We start from the raw sequence: 14,790 nt of genomic DNA, 5'->3' as shown, positions 1-14,790 counted from the left end.
CGAAACACAAGACGGGCCGTTGACATGCAGGTACCTCCCATCCCCATTCGGCATCGGCTCTTCACCCGCCTGCTGATTTCCCATATCTTTCTGGTGACCATTCCGCTGCTGATCACCGGCCAGATTCTCATTCACACCGCGCAAAAGGCGATTCGCGAGACCATCCTGGATCGCAACCTGCAGTTTGCGCGCCGGTCCTCCTCCTTGATCAGCGCCACGCTCGGGCGCGCGCGAGACATTCTGCGCATCAATGCCCAAAGCCCGGCCTTCTACGGCAATGACCGCATGGCGCAGGAGTTGATCATCAACAAGCTCGTGCGCGAGTTTCCCATCTTCAAGAAGATCTCGCTGCTCGATACGCTGGGCCGCGTGGTACGCTCGACCGCCTTCGGCGTGCCGCTGGATCATCTTGCCGGTCATGATCTGCTCGCCGCCCTCCGCAACAACAAGAGCTACACCTCGGCCGTCTACATCTCCGATGAAAAATTGCCGCTGATGGACATTGCCGAGCCGGTGCTGGTCTTTGATGATGTCACCGCCTGCCTGCTTGCCGAAGTCGACTTGAAAGAAATCTGGGCGCTGGTGGACAGCAATCTCGTTGGCCCCAAGAGTGAAGCCTTCATCTTTCGCGCCGACGGCCAGTACATTGCGCACACCGACCGCCGGCAGGTGCTGGAGCGCCAGCGCTTCGAAGAGGCGGACATTGTCGCGGCGGCGACCGGTGGCAGGAGCGGCAACCAAACCTACGTGGATCGCACCGGCGTCGAAATGCTGGCAGCCTATGCGCCCATTGCCGAGCAGCGCTGGGCCACGGTGATTCAACAGCCCACTCGCGAGGCCTTCGCCCCCTCGCGCGTTATGGAGCTGCAGATCTTTTTGTTGATGGCGGGGAGCGCCCTGGTAGCAGCGCTCATCGCCGCCGTCTATACCAGGCAAATCGTCAAGCCGGTCAATGAGCTGATCGGCGGCATCGCGGAGATCTCCAAAGGCGGCTTGAAACATCAGATTCGGCGCATCGGCCGTGATGAAATCAGCACCCTGGCCTTGCACTTCAACGCGATGACGCGGCGGCTGCGTCGGTTCCAAGACCGCCTCAAGCGCGCCGAGCGGCTGGAGACGCTCAACAAGCTTTCGTCCGTGCTGTCGCATGAGATTCGCAACCCGCTCAACGCCATGGTGATCAACATGCAGTTGATGCGGCGCGAGTTTCAAAAAGAAATTATTGATCCGCAAAAGCTCGAGCACTACCACCAAATCCTGGCCGCGGAGATCCGGCGCGTCGATGATCTGGTGAGCAATTTTTTGATGATCGCGCGGCCGCCCAAACTCGAGAAGTCGGAGCAATGCCTCAATGACTTGCTCGATGAATTAGTCAAAATGGAAACACCGGAGGCTTTGCAGCGAGGCATTCGCGTGGAGCGGGATTATCGCCTCGGCAATCTGCGTGTGCAGCTTGATCCGAACCGGATGCACCAAGTGTTCCTGAACATTTTCATCAATGCCGTGCAAGCCATGCCGGGTGGCGGCCGGCTGACCATCGGCCTCGATCTCGTAACCCGCCGGTCGCTCGATGACACCCGCCGGTCCTATGCGGTCGTTTCATTCCGTGACACGGGCAAGGGCATCCCCAAGGAAAACCTGAACCGGATCTTCGATTTCTATTTTTCAACCAAGAAAAGAGGCAGCGGCATCGGCCTGGCGCTGGCGCTCCAGATTGTGGAAGAGCACGGCGGCACCATTCGGGTGGAGAGTGAATTGGGGCGGGGCAGTACTTTCGTGGTTTATTTGCCGGCATGACCGGGAGGCCGTTCGCTTCAGATGGTGTCAGGCCAACGCGCGCCGGCTTGTTTCTACCTGGAATTGCAGTGCGGGGCTTAGTCGCGAGCCGGGCAGAGAAAATCAATAAATAATTGTCACATGCTTGACAAAGAGAGATTATTGCCGTATATTCCGCGCTCCAAAAAAAGAGGAAATCTACCCTATTCTTTTGGAATTCATCGAAGTTACGTCGGTGCAATTTCGTCACACCGCCGCTTTTTTTGAAAGTTTGTCGCCGACCCTAAAACAAAACGGCCTGATCCTACGTCTTCATGCAGGCACTCGGTGGCAGGATGACGCGGTCAGGAGAGCATTGACAAAATCGTAATTCAACTCACTATCGTCCAGCAGCTTGAACAGTGAGCAGTTTCCGGCAAGGGCGGAACTTTATCTCTCCTCGGGCAGTTAAGATAAATTGCCAGCGGGTCGTTAAGGTCGTTAAATTTCTAACCTTGACTCCCTGCCCGCTGCACCCAAGAGAGCTAAAGAGAAAGGGGTTATCATATGGTTCGAGTTACTGTTGGCGCGCAGGAATCGCTTGATCGCGCGATCGTTCGTTTTAAGCGCAAATGTGATCGCGCCGGTGTGTTGCGAGATTTCAGAAAGTCGACCTACTATCTCAAGCCCAGCCAGCGCAAGCGCATGCGCCGGGAAAATGCCATTCGCAGAGCAAACCGGCTGCGGTTGCGTTGAGAGGTTGGCAGGATTGCTGCAGGCTTGTCGTCCGCACATGAACGCACGAGTTTGTACTAGCAGTCTCATAAGTTTAGGCACACTATTTGTTTGATCATGGAGGCATGATCAGAATCGGATGAACACATGGCCAAGAAACGCAAAGTAACCGAAAGCCGGACCAAACAGTCGATTGAGAAATATCTCGAAGAGATTGGTGGATATTCCCCACTGGCCCCCGAAGAGGAAGTGGAACTGGCCCGACAGATCCGCAAAAGCAATGGCAAAGCCCTGGACAAATTGGTGAAAGCCAACCTCCGCTTCGTCATCAGCGTTGCCAAAGAATATCAGGGCCAGGGATTGCCCTTGCAGGATCTGATCAGCGAGGGCAACCTGGGCTTGATCAAAGCAGCGCAGCGCTTCGATGAGACCCGGGGCTTCAAATTCATTTCCTATGCGGTGTGGTGGATTCGCCAGTCGATCCTGCAGGCACTCGCCGAGCAAAGCCGGGTTGTGCGTCTGCCGCTCAACCGCGTCGGCGCCATCAACAAAGTCGGCCGCGCGCTGGAAGAGCTTGAGAAGCGCTTTGGCCGCGAGCCCAGCATGGAAGAAATCGCCGACAAGATGGAGTTGACCGCTTATGAAGTGGCGGACGTGCTGAAGACCTCGGCGCGCCATCTTTCGCTCGATGAGCCGTTCAAGGAAGAAGAAGGCAACAGCCTGCTCGATGTCATCGAGAGCGATCGCTATGCCCCGCCGGATGACGGGTTGATGCAGGAATCGCTGCAGGTGGAAATCGACAAGGTCTTGTCGACGCTCAAGCCGCGCGAAGCCGAGATCATCCGGCTCTACTTCGGTTTGGATGGCGACCGGCCATTGACCCTGGAAGAAATCGGCGAACACTTCAAGCTGACGCGCGAACGTGTGCGCCAGATCAAAGAAAAAGCCCTGCGCCGGCTGCGGCATCGCTCCCGCCTGGAACCCTTGCGCAAGTATCTGGGTTGATGCGTCCTTCCACACAAGCCTGACAATCAAATGCCTCTGGAATCATCCGGGGGCATTTTCATTTCGTCCCTGCCTGCCCTCTGTGCCGCAATTCCCCAAAGCAGCAACACAAATGGCGGACTGAATTCCAGCCACTTCCACCATGCAGCTTCCTGCCACACACCGCTGCTTTGATAGTCGTGCAGAATCCAATAGGACAGAAAGACGGTGGCCGTCAACAGCCACAAGCCGTTGAGTCCCGGCTTGGAAATCAGCGCGGGAAACAAGGCCGGCCGCGAAGTTTGTTGCGCATCGCCATCTGGCCCCCTCTGGCTCAGGCAAAGCAGCGGCAACAGCCAGAGCAAATACCACGGCTGCAAAGTCGGCGAAAGCAGTAAGAACGATGCCAAGACCGCCAGGGCAATCTGCGGCAGGAGGCCTGCCCCCTCGCCTTTTTGTGCCAGCCAGAAGCGCCGCCCAATCTGCGCATAGAACAGCAGAAAGAGAACAGCCACGCCTGCTTTGGCGAGATGCAAAGCCAGGTCGATGCGCCGCGTCCGCAGAACCGCTTCGGTGGCCTCCCAATGCGCCGGCACCATCAGCAGTGTGACCAGGCGGTCCGGCAACAGCGTGTGCACGGTGTTGAAGAGCATCGCAAAGACGCTGTCATTGAATCGCCACTTCGCGGAGTAAACCAGCAATCCTGCCAAAAGCTGTGAGCCGGCCTGCACAAACGGCGCATAGCTCAGCAAAATTGTTACTGCAAAGACAGCCAGGCTCAGGGCCGCGGCGCGCCGTCCGGCGGTACGCCAAGCCGCGACCACCCAGAACGGCAGCAGCAACAGCGCGAGAAATTTCACCAGAAATGCCAGGGCCAGAAAGAGTGCGGCCGAGGCATGATGGTTTCGCCGCGTCGCATGGATCGCAATCAGCAGGCAAAGCACGCCCACGACGTCGCTGTGGCCGCTGCCGGCGATTTCGATAATCGGCATAGGGTGCCAGGCATAGAGCAAAGCCGCGCCGCCTGCCAAGCCAAAACCCGGCAGTAGATGCAGCAGCATGCCGGCCAGCAGGAGATCAAACAAAAGCAGCACGGCCTTGAGACAAATCACCGGGTCGACATCAAATGCCTCAGCCAGCGCCACACCGGCCGCGAAGAGATATTGCAGCAACGGCGGATAAACGGTGTGAACCTCCGTATGGCTCATCCGGCCGTACACCGAATCATCGCGCAAGCTTGCCAGCTCGGCTGCGGCAGGCGGCAGGGTGTAGGGATTCACGCCGTGCGTTACCAGCCGGCCATCCCAAACATAGCGATAAATGTCGTTGGAGAGCCACGGGGTTTGCAGCAGCAGGCAAAGCCGGAATACCACGGCAAATCCCAGGATCAGCCCTTTCATTCTGCTGGAAAGAGCGCTATCGCGGACGTGGCAGCGCAACGCCCAAGCGGCCGCCAGCAACAGCAAAAACTGCACAGCCGAGAGCGCCAGAAACCAGGGAACCCGGGATTGCGCCTGACTGAGGGCATCCGGCATGTACCATCCGCCGAGCACGGCATAGATGACAGCAGTCGCGATGCCGGCAACAATGAATGCTACACCGGCGACTGCGCGATTGCGAATAATCATAGAATGCCTCTGGTGTCAAGCGAGGGAATCTCGTGAATCACTTGGCATTGCATTGAGACCTCTCAAGTCACTGCTGGGTGATCAGACATGCTGAAATTTCGGCAATATACCGAAATACCGGCAAAAGAGGCCACACGAAAATCACCATGCCGGAAAGCGAATGAGGCATTCATCGCGCGGCGCATTAGACGCGACAGCCCGGCATTGCCTGCATCATTTTCTGCCGGCGGTGACCGGAGGCTATTGCCGCCGCTGCGGAAAAAAGCCTTGCATTTGGCTGGTTTAGTGGAGATATTCCCGCCGCTTTTCCCATGCCAACTCCTGCCTTGTTTCAGGCAGGGGTCTGTTCAGTTCCTGCAACCATCGGGAGTGACGGCGAATTGCCAGCGCTTGTTGGTATCGAGACCATTGTGCCGCCATTTGTCTACCGCCAGGAAGTTGCCGGCGATTTTGCCCGGCAGCTTTTCGGCGGATCTGCGATCAACGTTGCCCGCCTGCTGCCCATCTTCAAACACGCCGAAATCGACCAGCGGCATTTCTGCATGCCGGCGGAATGGTATGGCCAGGAGCATTCCTTCAGTGAGAAGAATCGTTTGTACACCGAGCAAGCGGTGGCGCTGGCGAGCGCAGCCGTGCGCCGGCTGTGTGCGCAGCATCAGCTCACGCCGCAGGAGATTGATCATCTCTTCTTCGTTTCCACCACCGGCATTGCCACTCCGAGTATTGATGCCCATCTTGTGAATACCCTGTCTTTGCGGCCGTCGGTCCGGCGTTCTCCACTCTGGGGCCTGGGCTGCGCCGGCGGCGTGGCGGGTTTGTCCCGCGCGGCTGACTGGCTGAGAGCCTATCCGGACAAACGCGCGGTGGTCATCGCGCTGGAATTGTGCAGCTTGACTTTCATCCGCCGGGATTTTTCGAAAAGCAACTTTGTGGCGACCTCGCTGTTCGGCGACGGCGCGGCTGCCGCGCTTCTGGTTGGTGATGCCTGCCCGCTGGACAATCCGCGCTGCGTCAGAATCTTGGCCTCCGACGCCATTACTTGGCGCGATTCGCTGGAAGTGATGGGTTGGGAAATGAATGACCACGGCCTGAAGGTGCTGTTCTCCAAGGATATTCCCACCATCGTGCGGGAATCGGCCCGGCCCGCCATTCAGCAATTTCTTGCGGCGCAAGGCATGACGCTGGATGACATTTCGGATTTCCTTTCGCATCCCGGCGGCGCCAAAGTGATCGCTGCTTACACCGAAGCACTCGATATTCCGCCCCACAAGACGAAGTACATGTGGCAAATCTTGCGCGACTATGGCAACATGTCGAGCGCGACCGTGCTTTTCGTCTGGCACGAGTACTTGAAATCAGCCGATTACAAAAGTGGAAGTCACATTCTGGCGACCACGCTCGGGCCGGGCTTCTCCTCCGAAATGATCCTGGGCCAGTGCCAATGAGCGGGCCGCAGGCCATTTTGCTAGCGGCGCTGATTCTGCTGGTCGCACAGCGGCTGCTTGAGCTGCGGCAGGCCAAACGCAACGAGCAGTGGCTGCGCCGGCAGGGAGCACTGGAATTCGGCGCCGGCCATTATCGTTATATTGTTGCCCTGCATACCGCCTTTCTGCTGGGGCTGGCCGCGGAGGGATTCCTGCGCGGGCCGCAGTTGCATCTTTACTGGCCGGTGATTCTGGTTTTGATCCTGGCTGCGCAAGCGCTGCGGTATTGGTGCTTGACGGCTCTCGGGCGCTTTTGGAACACGAAGATTCTGGTGATTCCCGGTGCGCCCTTGATCAAGCGCGGGCCCTACCGCTGGTGCAAGCATCCCAATTATGGTGTGGTCATTGCGGAGATCTTCCTCATCCCATTGCTTTTTCAGGCTTGGTGGACTTTGATCGCTGTCTCATTGATTAACCTCGCCCTGCTGCGGGTGCGTATCACCGCAGAAAACGAGGCGTTGGCGTGTGCTTTGCATGGCAGCGAAAACGAGGCCGGGGCTTTTGTGCGCGAGGGATAACCTGACCTGAGTCGCTTTGCGCCGTGATCGGCGGTGACTCGCCATTTTCAAGCTCAAACCGCGAGTTTACATTGCGCATAGGAATTGACGCGACCTGTCTGCCGCCTTCGCTGGCTGGAGCGGGACGGTACGTACTCGGCCTCATTAGAGGGCTGGCCAGCCTTGATCACGATCATGAGTATTACATATTTGTGAAAGCCCACGATGCGCCGCAGTTTGCGAACCTGCCGGCCAACATGCGCCGGGTGGAACTCCCCAATTATCCCCGCCCGCTGCGTCTGCTTTGGCAGCATCTCGGCGCGGGCGTTTCTGCCCGCCGCCGCCGTTTGGAGGTCTGGCATGGCACTCACTATGCGCTGCCCCGCCCGCAGCCGGGCATTCGCCTGGTTTCGACTTTTCACGACATGGGCGTGTTCCTGCATCCGGAATTCTATCCCACCGGCAAGCGTCTCTATTTTCAGCGCGTGCTCACCCATGCGGCCCATGCCGCCGATCGTATCATTGCCGTTTCAGAGGCCACCGCGCGGGACTACCGCAGTCTTGCCCACCGACGGTCACTGCCCTCCCGCAACGGCGCGGTAACTGCCATTGCCTCGGGCATTCACCATGAATTCTTTGCCCTGGCTTCGGAGGAGCACAAACTGAGTATCCGCCGCCATTACGCCGGTGGCGCGCCCTATTTTCTCTTTGTGGGAACGTGCGAAAAGCGCAAAAACCTCGGCATGCTGCTCGCGGCCTTTCGCACTTTTTGTCAGGACGGCCGGCGCGATCATGTACTCCTGCTCGCCGGTCAGCGCGGCAATGGCTCGCCTGAAGTCGAGCAGGCATTGGCCGCCTGCCGGCTGCGCGGCCGCGTGCGGTTGCTGGGTTATGTGGCCGAGGCAGATTTGCCTGCGCTCTATCAGGCTGCCGAGTTGGTCGTGCTGCCCTCGCACTATGAAGGCTTCGGTTTCCCGCTGCTGGAGGCGATGGCCGGTGGCGCCGTTGCCCTGGCCGCTGACAACTCCGCAATGCGGGAGCTGGCGGGCCACAGCGCCACGCTCTGCGCCAATGATCCAGGAGCCTGGGCCGCCCGGATGGCGGAGCTGGTTGATCATCAGGAACTGCGCCAGGAACTGCGCAACCATGGCCGCACGCATGCCCGCCGATTCACCTGGCGCAATACGGCCGAGCAGTTGGTGGCGTTTTACGAAAGTCTGCGCCGCGAAAATCCTGTTCGCATTCTGCCTCCTGCAAATGGCGCCGCCGCAAAGGCCCGCCGCAATGGCACGGTTTCGCATACGGCAAGTCCACAGAAGGCACCGGTGGTTGCCGAGGCAGTACTGCGAACCCTGGCATATGCGGATTTGTTTGACTATCCTCTGGCGCTCGATGAGATTCACGAAGGCCTGCTGGGCGTGCGCGCCACCCTCGCCGAAGTCGCCGAGGCCCTGCGCGGTCTGCAACAGCACGGCCTGCTTGCCGAGTCCCGCGGCTTTTTCTTTCTCGCGGACCGCCGCCGCCTGCCCGAGATTCGCGCGGAACGGCGGGAGCTCAGCCGGCGTTTGCTGCGGCGCCAGCGCGGCATTCTTGCTCTCATCAAGAGATTTCCGTTCGTGCGCTCGGTTGCTCTTTCGGGCGCACTCGCCTTTGAGAACGGCCAAGCGGGGGATGATCTCGATTTGTTTCTGATCGTGGACAGCCGGCGCTTGTGGACCGTCTATGCCAGCCTGGCGCTGCTGATGAAGGTGCTGGGCAAGCGCCGCGTCATTTGCCTAAATTGTTTGATCGGCAACCGCCGGCTTGCGTGGGAGGAACGGGATTTCTTTGTCGCTCATCAAATCGCCTATTTGCTTCCGCTGAGCGGCGCCGGCACGTTTCGCCGGTTTATGGCAGCCAACGCTTGGTACCAGACATTCCTGCCGCAGGCCAGCGCCAGCCGGCGGCTGGCACATCCCCTGGCGGCCGCCGGCACGGAAGTCCGGCCGGCGCGCTGGCAGCGCCTCGTGGAAGCCGTGCTGGCGTGCAGGCCATTCGATCGGATCGAGCGTCTGGTGTTCACTTTCTATCACCGCCGGATTCAGCGCCGCACGCAACACCTACCGGCCGGCGCGGTCACGGCGCAATCCGGCCGCATTATGCTGTTCACCAACGATCATCGCGGCCGGCTCAAAGCAAAAATGGAAGCGCGGCTGCAGCCCTGGCTCGCCAGGCTGCCGGCTGCGCCTGAAGTGAGGGAAGAAAGCCATGCCTGTTCGTAAGCGGCTGCTGGTTGTCTTGGTGCTTGCCGGCCTCGCCCTGTTGCTGGTGCGCTGCGGTCAGCAGAATCCTTTTGAGCCGACGCGCGGAGATAACGAAGTGTGGATCCAGGCCACGCGCTTCGACCCGTCCGAATTGTCCGTTCCCATCGGCACCACTGTGGAATGGACCAACAAGGACAACGCCATTCACGACATCACCAGCGGCACGCCCACGCACCCGGCGAGCGACTTCACTCCCTCGCCGCCCCTGAAAGGCAATGAGACGCACGCGGTGGCGTTTCGCAAAGCCGGACGATTCCCCTACTACTGCACCGTGCATCCGCAAAAGACCGGCGTTATCATCGTGCAGTAAGTGAGAGCCCCGGCCCAAATCGTTCAAATCCTGAAAGCGCGCAGGCATGACCAGGCAGCACTGTTTTCGCCCGCATGGCCTGCCGCTGCGATACTCTTATGAACTCAACTTGGAGGAGGTCATGATGCAATTGCGCCCTCGCTGGTTGGCATGTTCTCTGGGCGTGATGCTCGCGCTGGGAGGCGCGCGCCCCACGCAGGCTGGAGAGATCAAATCTGCCGCGGCCAGCCGCACTGCTGAACCGGCATTTGCCTATCCCAACCGTCCGGATGAGCTGGAAGACCGGGTGCTCGACATCTTCGAGGCCAAATGCGCGTTTGCGGGCTGCCACGCCGGCACCGCCGCGCCGCAAGGCTTGGACTTGACCGAGCAGGGATTCAAGGCCAGCCTCCTCTCTGTCAAAAGCTCGGGGCTGCCCAAATTCATGCGCGTCAAGCCGGGTGATGCCGGCAACAGCTATCTGATGGGCAAGCTCCGCGGTTCGGCCAGCATCAAGGGCGAACGCATGCCCAAAGGCGCGGCGCCGCTTTCGGCCGAGGAGATCAAGACCATCGAATCCTGGATCAATTCGCTCGCCAGCGACATCAAAATCGAAGCGCCGCAACGGGAATATGCACAGGCCTTCTATGGCTGGTCGCTCGCCAATTTGCCCACTGCCGAGCCGGTGGAAAAAGGCGCGTTCATGTATCGCATCGCCCATCGCTTCAAAGCCACCGTGGATCAGGGCTTCGATCAACTGTTTGGCCTCGATGGCGGCGCCTTCATGATGACGCAGCTCGCGTTTCCGCTCACCAATGATTTCTCCCTCAACCTGGCGCGCTCGGGATTGAATGCCACCTTTGAGATCGGCGGCAAATGGCGCCTGCTGCGCGAGAAAACCGACGGCTCCATGCCGGTCTCCGCCGCGCTCTATGCCGGCGTTGATTGGGCCACGTTGAAGGGGATTCCGGATCCCGCCAATCCCGCGGCCGGCAACCTCAGCCGCACCGACGGCGAGCGCTTTGCGATCTTCGGCCAAGTGCCGATCACCAAACAGTTCGGCTCGCGGGTTTCCGCTGCGGTGGTGCCGGGCATTCTGCTCAACGGCAACGTCACGGTGGATGGCGAAGATCCGCTGGTCACCATCGGTCTCGGCGGCAAATTCGCGTTCAATCAGAAATACGCGCTTTTCTCGGAGATCGTGCCGATTGTCTCCGGCGATGAAACCGCGCTCACCGTGGGCGGCACCCGCTTCGATGGCGGCAAACAGATTTTCAACGACACGTTCGTCGCCGGTCTCGAGATCAAAGCCGGCGGCCACGTCTTTCACTTGTTCGTCACCAACTCCGGCGGCAATACCACCAATCAATATTTGAGCGGCGGCAACCTCGATTTTGCCGACGGCGATTTCCGCCTGGGCTTCAACATCTATCGCATTCTCAATTATCCCTTCTAAGGAGATTCAGCATGCCTTTTCAACCCATGCGACGGTACGGCTGGCGCGCGCTGGCGGCCTGCAGTGTTGCCCTTGTCTTGGCGGCCTGCCAGCACGATTTGGCCGCACCGACCGCCCCGTCTGACCCGACCACCTTCACAAGCATTCAAGCGAATATATTGACGCCGCGCTGTGTCAATCAGGGCTGCCATCCGGGCGGCGGCGCACCGATGTCGCTCGCTGCCGGCGCGGCCTACAACAACCTGGTCAATGTCAATTCCGCGACCTATGGCAAGCCGCGAGTGGCGCCCGGCAATCCCAACAACAGTGTGCTCTATCTGAAGCTGATCGGCGACAACAGCGTCGGCGGTGTTGCCGGCCGCATGCCGCCTGGCTCGGCGCTGAGCGCCACCGATATTCAGGCGGTGCGGGATTGGATCACCAAAGGCGCACCCAACAACTGATCTTCGTCCCCACTGCGGTCTCCTGAACAACGTGCTCCTGCAGCGGCTTGGCCGTTGCATCAAGATCTTGGGCGTTTTCACGACGACCGGCGAATGGGAAGCCCCGGCTCAGCCGAGGTTGGAATACTTTCAAACAAACGCCAACGAATCATCAACTCTGGAGGAGCAAACCATGCGGACATTTCTTGCCTTCGCCTTTCTCATGCTGGTGCCGGCCGGCACCGCGTTGCGGGCACAGGACAAAGCTGCCGTCCTGCCCTTTGACGCCCTGGCCGGCCGCAGCATTTACACTGCCAAGAAATGCGGAGAGTGCCACAACCAGGGCGCAGCAAAATTCACCGCCATCAAAAAGAATTACGAGGCGGCGGCACATGCCAAGCACGCCACGGATTTGAATCTGCCGCTCGCGCTGGGCGAGGCCAAGTCCGAGCGCGCCAAAAAGAAGATGCTGGAGAAGGAAAGCGAAGCACTCGTTGCCTATCTTGCCCACCGCCAGGCAGCGGATGCGGCGCCCGAAAACTTCGTGACCGCGGGATTGATCATGGTGCGGGAATCCTGCCGCAACTGCCACGTCATTCACGGCGCCGGCAGTGAAACCGGCCCGGCCCTCGCCGGCGTCGGCGCCAAACGCGATTACAAATGGCTCTATGATCATTTTGTCGATCCGCAAAAGTTCGTGAAAGATTCCACCATGCCGAAATTCGGCGAGAAGCTCAGCAAAGCCGAGTTGGAGGCACTCAGCGCCTATTTCGCCACTTGGAAGTGAGCTGCTGGCTGTGATGGCGCCGGCGCCGGCTCGAGGATGGCGCCGGCCTTTTTGCAAAGCGCGGCGAAAAATTCCCCGGCACAATGCCGCAACGCAGCAAGCACTGACGCCGAGTCCGAATCGAATTCTGCATGCACATGATTGACCAGCAACAGGCCGTAATTGGGCAGGCCGCAATGCCTTCTCCCTTTGATGCCCTCGCTTCGGCCTACGACGCGGGTGAAGCCGGCAATCCCATTCTGCAATGGATGCGGCAGCGCATTCAGCAAGCCGCGCTGCCGGCCTTTGCCGGCGCCCGGCGCCTGCTGGAGATTGGCAGCGGCACCGGCACCGATGCGATCTTCTTCGCACGCCAGGGCTTCACGGTGTTGGGACTGGAGCCGGCGGCGGCCATGCTGCAAGCGGCCCGGGCCAAAGCGCGCGCCGCTGCCTGCGAACAGCGCGTCCGCTTCGTTCAAGCCGCGGCGCAGGAAATTGCGCAAGCGGTGCCGGACGCGCAATTCGACGGCCTGTTCTCCAACTTCGGCGCGCTCAATTGTGTGGCGGATTTGCGCGGATTTGCCGAACAAACGGCGCATGTGCTGCGGCCCGGCGCGCCCGCATTCCTCGTGGTGATGCCGCCGCTGTGCCCGTGGGAAATCGGATATCATCTGCTGGCCGGCCGGCCCCGTGCCGCCGGCCGCCGTTGGACCCGACACAACGGCGTCATGGTCAATCTCGCGGGCAGCGCCGTGCGCACTTACTATTTCACACCCGCGCAGATTCGTGCCTGCTTTGCGCCGTGGTTTGGGTTGGAACGCCAATTCAGTCTCGGACTCTGTGTGCCGCCGCCTTACTTGAGCAGCTTGGCACGCCGGGCGGCCTGGTTCCGCGCCCTCACGCAGCTTGAACGAAAGACTGCCGGCTGGCCCGTGCTGCGCAACTGGGGAGATCACGTCGCGCTGCACTTCCGCCGCCGATAATCTTCGAGCCTTGCACCAATCTCATAACCGTGAAATCACAACGCCGGAAAATACTGCTCTACAATCCTCGCTCCGTGTTCTTCACGATGCCGTTGGGTTTGCTGGCGATTGCCTCGCACCTCGACCCGGCGCGCTATGAAGTGATCATTATTGACGGCCGTTTGGAGGGCGATTCCATGGCCGCCCTGCAACCACATCTGCAGGATGCCCTTTGCCTGGGCCTCTCCGTGCTCACCGGCGCGCCGATTCGCGATGCGCTGCAGGTTTCGCGCGCCGTCAAAACGCTGCGCCCGGATTTGCCAGTCGTCTGGGGCGGCTGGCATCCTTCGCTTTTTCCGACGGATTGTTTGTCCGAATCGTCCGTCGACATCACCGTGCAAGGCCAGGGCGAAGAGACGTTTCGCGAGCTAGTTGAGAAACTTGCCGCAAGAGAGAGCCTGCAATCGGTTGCCGGCATTGCTTTTCGTGAGGGCGCCGCGATTCATCAGAATCCTGCCCGGCCGCTGCGCGAGATGAATGATTTTTCGCCGGCGCGCTACGAATTGATTCCGGTGGAGGAATATTATCGTCGCAAAAATCAACGCCAGCTCGATTACATCTCTTCGATTGGCTGCCATTTCCGCTGCGCGTTTTGCGCCGATCCTTACGTCTTCAAGCGCAAGTGGAACGCGATCGCGCCGGCACGCATGGGCGAAGAACTCGAATATCTCTGGCAGCGTTTTCCTTTCGATGATCTCAACTTTCAAGACGAAACGTTCTTTACTCACGCCGATCGCGTTGCCGCCATTGCCGAAGAGTTCCTGCGGCGCAATCTGAAATTCAGTTGGGCCGGCACGCTGCGCGCGGATCAGGGCGTGCGCATGTCCGATGATCTCTTTGCCCTGTGCAAGCGCTCCGGCTTGCGCCGCGTGATGATCGGCGTGGAATCCGGCGACCAACAGACACTGAATTGGCTGAAGAAAGACATTACGCTCGAACAGGTTTTTGCAACCGCGGAGCGCTGCAAGCGTTTCGATCTCGGCGCGATATTTCCATTCATCGTTGGCTTCCCGCAGGAATCGCCGCAGAGCGTCGAGGCGAGTTTGCAGGCGGTCAAGCATCTGCGCGCCATGAGCCCGAAATTCGAGACCGTGATTTTTTTCTATCAACCCTATCCCGGCTCGCCGATTGCCGATCTGGTGCGCGCCAGCGGCTATCCCATGCCGCAAACACTAGAACAGTGGGCGGCCTTTGATTATGTCGAATCCTACGGCCCGTGGGTGCCGCAAGAAAAATGGGAGCGCGTGCAGCGCTTCAAATTCTATCAGCGCTTCGCCTGGTCGGAGAAGGGTAGTTTATTGAAGTGGCCGCTCAAGCGCCTCGCGCGCTGGCGCTGCGAAAGGGATTTCTACAAATTTCCGATTGAAAAGCGTTTGGTGGAATGGCTCAGACCCGCGGCAAGCGCATAAGCGGGATTCTGCCGCCGGGTGCAAACCGGTTTCTTATCAC

The 14,790-nt window shown here is 59.7% G+C and carries 13 protein-coding genes; 12 read left to right on the top strand and 1 reads right to left on the bottom strand.

Annotation, left to right across the window (positions count from 1 at the left end):
* The first annotated feature begins 24 nt into the window (after nt 1–24).
* From L6R21_10145 to L6R21_10135, 3 genes are all read left to right on the top strand, one after another.
* Entirely contained in the window at nt 25–1,797 is a 1,773-nt protein-coding gene (locus L6R21_10145; protein ID MCK6559546.1) for an ATP-binding protein, read from the top strand.
* A 525-nt stretch (nt 1,798–2,322) separates the two neighbouring features.
* The gene (gene rpsU, locus L6R21_10140; GenBank protein ID MCK6559545.1) at nt 2,323–2,511 is read left to right on the top strand and encodes a 30S ribosomal protein S21; all 189 of its coding nucleotides are present in this window, start codon (nt 2,323–2,325) and stop codon (nt 2,509–2,511) included.
* Nucleotides 2,512–2,637: 126 nt separating this feature from the next.
* On the top strand, nt 2,638–3,495 hold the full coding sequence (locus L6R21_10135) for an RNA polymerase sigma factor RpoD/SigA (GenBank protein MCK6559544.1): 858 nt from the start codon (nt 2,638–2,640) through the stop codon (nt 3,493–3,495).
* A gap of 26 nt (nt 3,496–3,521) precedes the next feature.
* On the opposite strand, the gene L6R21_10130 is transcribed toward L6R21_10135, so the two are convergent.
* Nucleotides 3,522–5,102 carry a hypothetical protein gene (locus L6R21_10130; GenBank protein MCK6559543.1) on the bottom strand — a complete coding sequence of 527 codons (1,581 nt, stop codon included), beginning with the start codon at nt 5,100–5,102 and terminating at the stop codon, nt 3,522–3,524.
* 380 nt (nt 5,103–5,482) lie between these two features.
* Between L6R21_10130 and L6R21_10125 the strand changes: the two genes are divergently transcribed.
* The 9 genes from L6R21_10125 to L6R21_10085 all read left to right on the top strand — a co-directional run bounded on the left by L6R21_10125 (nt 5,483) and on the right by L6R21_10085 (nt 14,750).
* The gene (locus L6R21_10125) at nt 5,483–6,547 is read left to right on the top strand and encodes a type III polyketide synthase (GenBank protein ID MCK6559542.1); all 1,065 of its coding nucleotides are present in this window, start codon (nt 5,483–5,485) and stop codon (nt 6,545–6,547) included.
* The gene (locus L6R21_10120; protein ID MCK6559541.1) at nt 6,544–7,104 is read left to right on the top strand and encodes an isoprenylcysteine carboxyl methyltransferase; all 561 of its coding nucleotides are present in this window, start codon (nt 6,544–6,546) and stop codon (nt 7,102–7,104) included. Before L6R21_10125 ends, L6R21_10120 begins: the two co-directional genes overlap by 4 nt.
* Nucleotides 7,105–7,175: 71 nt before the next feature.
* Entirely contained in the window at nt 7,176–9,344 is a 2,169-nt protein-coding gene (locus tag L6R21_10115; GenBank protein MCK6559540.1) for a glycosyltransferase family 4 protein, read from the top strand.
* Nucleotides 9,331–9,696 carry a cupredoxin domain-containing protein gene (locus tag L6R21_10110; GenBank protein ID MCK6559539.1) on the top strand — a complete coding sequence of 122 codons (366 nt, stop codon included), beginning with the start codon at nt 9,331–9,333 and terminating at the stop codon, nt 9,694–9,696. The genes L6R21_10115 and L6R21_10110 overlap by 14 nt, the downstream gene beginning before the upstream one ends.
* 121 nt (nt 9,697–9,817) lie before the next feature.
* On the top strand, nt 9,818–11,131 hold the full coding sequence (locus tag L6R21_10105; GenBank protein MCK6559538.1) for a DUF5777 family beta-barrel protein: 1,314 nt from the start codon (nt 9,818–9,820) through the stop codon (nt 11,129–11,131).
* A gap of 11 nt (nt 11,132–11,142) precedes the next feature.
* Nucleotides 11,143–11,574 carry a hypothetical protein gene (locus L6R21_10100; protein ID MCK6559537.1) on the top strand — a complete coding sequence of 144 codons (432 nt, stop codon included), beginning with the start codon at nt 11,143–11,145 and terminating at the stop codon, nt 11,572–11,574.
* Nucleotides 11,575–11,746: 172 nt separating this feature from the next.
* Entirely contained in the window at nt 11,747–12,340 is a 594-nt protein-coding gene (locus tag L6R21_10095; protein ID MCK6559536.1) for a cbb3-type cytochrome c oxidase subunit II, read from the top strand.
* 176 nt (nt 12,341–12,516) lie between these two features.
* Nucleotides 12,517–13,302, top strand: a complete 786-nt coding sequence (locus tag L6R21_10090; protein MCK6559535.1) for a class I SAM-dependent methyltransferase — start codon at nt 12,517–12,519, stop codon at nt 13,300–13,302.
* Nucleotides 13,303–13,331: 29 nt separating this feature from the next.
* On the top strand, nt 13,332–14,750 hold the full coding sequence (locus tag L6R21_10085) for a B12-binding domain-containing radical SAM protein (GenBank protein MCK6559534.1): 1,419 nt from the start codon (nt 13,332–13,334) through the stop codon (nt 14,748–14,750).
* Nucleotides 14,751–14,790: the final 40 nt, after the last annotated feature.

This window comes from bacterium, from assembly GCA_023150945.1.
In the GTDB taxonomy this organism is placed as follows: domain Bacteria; phylum Zhuqueibacterota; class Zhuqueibacteria; order Zhuqueibacterales; family Zhuqueibacteraceae; genus Coneutiohabitans.
The sequence above is the reverse complement of the archived record's forward strand: the minus strand, read 5'-3'. Positions and strand labels throughout refer to the sequence as shown.

Excerpts from the sequence above, each read along its gene's own strand:
- L6R21_10120 (MCK6559541.1), top strand. The coding sequence starts at position 6,544 with ATGAGCGGGCCGCAGGCCATTTTGCTAGCGGCGCTGATTCTGCTGGTC.
- L6R21_10130 (MCK6559543.1), bottom strand. The coding sequence starts at position 5,102 with ATGATTATTCGCAATCGCGCAGTCGCCGGTGTAGCATTCATTGTTGCC.
- L6R21_10135 (MCK6559544.1), top strand. The coding sequence starts at position 2,638 with ATGGCCAAGAAACGCAAAGTAACCGAAAGCCGGACCAAACAGTCGATT.
- L6R21_10095 (MCK6559536.1), top strand. The coding sequence starts at position 11,747 with ATGCGGACATTTCTTGCCTTCGCCTTTCTCATGCTGGTGCCGGCCGGC.
- L6R21_10090 (MCK6559535.1), top strand. The coding sequence starts at position 12,517 with ATGCCTTCTCCCTTTGATGCCCTCGCTTCGGCCTACGACGCGGGTGAA.
- rpsU (MCK6559545.1), top strand. The coding sequence starts at position 2,323 with ATGGTTCGAGTTACTGTTGGCGCGCAGGAATCGCTTGATCGCGCGATC.
- L6R21_10105 (MCK6559538.1), top strand. The coding sequence starts at position 9,818 with ATGATGCAATTGCGCCCTCGCTGGTTGGCATGTTCTCTGGGCGTGATG.
- L6R21_10100 (MCK6559537.1), top strand. The coding sequence starts at position 11,143 with ATGCCTTTTCAACCCATGCGACGGTACGGCTGGCGCGCGCTGGCGGCC.
- L6R21_10145 (MCK6559546.1), top strand. The coding sequence starts at position 25 with ATGCAGGTACCTCCCATCCCCATTCGGCATCGGCTCTTCACCCGCCTG.
- L6R21_10110 (MCK6559539.1), top strand. The coding sequence starts at position 9,331 with ATGCCTGTTCGTAAGCGGCTGCTGGTTGTCTTGGTGCTTGCCGGCCTC.